This is a genomic window from Clostridium sp. (assembly GCF_051654825.1).
Lineage (GTDB): Bacteria > Bacillota > Clostridia > Clostridiales > Clostridiaceae > Clostridium.
This window is the reverse complement of the sequence record NZ_JBOFYU010000082.1, coordinates 1-1,504: the sequence shown is the minus strand read 5'-3', so window position 1 is coordinate 1,504 and position 1,504 is coordinate 1. Positions and strand designations below refer to the sequence as shown.

5 protein-coding genes are annotated in these 1,504 nt (G+C 30.8%); all 5 read right to left on the bottom strand.

What is annotated here, in order from left to right; translation table 11 throughout:
- Nucleotides 1-148: DNA adenine methylase (locus ACRDBA_RS04905; protein WP_438571804.1), on the bottom strand; the 148-nt coding region annotated here is incomplete at its 3' end.
- A gap of 66 nt (nucleotides 149-214) precedes the next feature.
- Nucleotides 215-373: a hypothetical protein gene (locus tag ACRDBA_RS04900; RefSeq protein WP_438571803.1), complete on the bottom strand. Its 159-nt coding sequence runs from the start codon at nucleotides 371-373 to the stop codon at nucleotides 215-217.
- 2 nt (nucleotides 374-375) lie between these two features.
- Nucleotides 376-1,026, bottom strand: coding sequence for a DNA cytosine methyltransferase (locus ACRDBA_RS04895; protein ID WP_438571802.1), 651 nt, complete (start codon nucleotides 1,024-1,026; stop codon nucleotides 376-378).
- 24 nt (nucleotides 1,027-1,050) lie between these two features.
- Nucleotides 1,051-1,221 carry a hypothetical protein gene (locus ACRDBA_RS04890; RefSeq protein WP_438571801.1) on the bottom strand — a complete coding sequence of 57 codons (171 nt, stop codon included), beginning with the start codon at nucleotides 1,219-1,221 and terminating at the stop codon, nucleotides 1,051-1,053.
- 72 nt (nucleotides 1,222-1,293) lie between these two features.
- Nucleotides 1,294-1,504, bottom strand: a 211-nt coding sequence (locus ACRDBA_RS04885) for a hypothetical protein (RefSeq protein ID WP_438571800.1), incomplete at its 5' end; no start/stop codon positions are given.

Sequence of the window (1,504 nt, the reverse complement as noted above, 5' to 3'; positions counted from 1 at the left end):
CTATGTCATTGTAATACACAAACTCACTATCTACATTTAAACTAACATTAGCCCCACCACCAAACACATCATAAAACATACTTATTTTACTTGGGAATAATGGTAATATTTGAGGCAATAATTTATATTTCCCACCTATATAATTCATAGGACTTTTTATTAATTTATTTTCCATAATCAATCTCCTTAACCAATGAATTAAATATTTTAAATCTTAATCACATATTTCTAATGTAAACTCATTTAGTGTACCGCTATGACCACAATCAGTGCATATACATAAACTCATTTCAATTTTTATATTGTCTGGATACACTTCTACTCCATATCCACCGCAACTTTTGCATATTACTTCACATTTTAATTCACTCATTTTTAATTCTCCGATTCATATCTTTCTTCACTTATTTTCGCTATATGTTCACACAATTGCTTTGGTATTTTAGAACGTTCAGCGTATGTTTTTAATCCTTGAGTTCCAGTCCTACTACCTCTAGGAGCTGCAACATGGCAACTACTTCCTGGTTTACACAACGGTTTAAATTTAGGGTCAGGGTGATTAGTCCATATGTCAGTTGGTTTTTGCCTAGTATCCCCATAGCTACAATATCCTACTGTATGAATTGGAAATTCTTGCATACAATCCATTTTCCTCATTTTACCTCTTGGATTTTCTATAAAATAGTAGGTCGGATTCAATTCTTTTATTAGTGCTACTGTATACTCCAATAACTCTAACGCTTTTTTGGTTTCCCCTGTTTTAGGTAAATTAGTACCCTGTATCCAATGTTTGCCTATTGCTGCTACTGAAAACTTTTCACATGGAGGAGAAGCCCAAACTACATCTGGCTTGCCAAATTTCTCTAATATGTCTTCAGTTTTTATATTCATAATATCTTCATACCAATCAATACCTTCATGTCTCTTGTCTAGCTCTATGGTAAATGTCTCATGCCCTCTTTCTCTAAATGCTCTAGCTATAGACTGAGTGCCACTAAATAAATCTAATACTTTTAATTTTTTCATTCGATTTAATTCCCCCAATTATTATTAAAAAGTAGTCCAATGTGCAATACCTTCTTCATAAAGCTCTTTGTATGTCACATCACTATATTTTTCATTTAAACATTTTAATGAACAGAAATATTCATCTCCATCATTTATTGAATATCCATCTTCCATTTCTTTTTTACAAATATCACAAATCGTTAATTCTTCCATTCTAATCTCCTCACAGATAAATCATCTCTTTTATCTCTTGATTTATATTTTTATTATTAATTATTTGTTAACTTATATTATTTCTATAAGCTCCCAATATGTTAATTTCTTTCTCTTGCCATTGATTTTAACATATTTCTTAGCTGATATTAGCTCAAGGTCTATTTTATTATCAACGAAAAATCCATTTATAGTGTCTATTCCTATCGATGTTGTCTTTGCTCCATTGTCAGCTCTAAGTCCATAAGACTCTTTCAAAAATTCTTTAAAATCATCTTGAACT

Bases quoted from the DNA above. Each gene is read 5' to 3' on its own strand.
- ACRDBA_RS04900 (WP_438571803.1), bottom strand. From the start codon at position 373: ATGAGTGAATTAAAATGTGAAGTAATATGCAAAAGTTGCGGTGGATAT.
- ACRDBA_RS04895 (WP_438571802.1), bottom strand. From the start codon at position 1,026: ATGAAAAAATTAAAAGTATTAGATTTATTTAGTGGCACTCAGTCTATA.
- ACRDBA_RS04890 (WP_438571801.1), bottom strand. From the start codon at position 1,221: ATGGAAGAATTAACGATTTGTGATATTTGTAAAAAAGAAATGGAAGAT.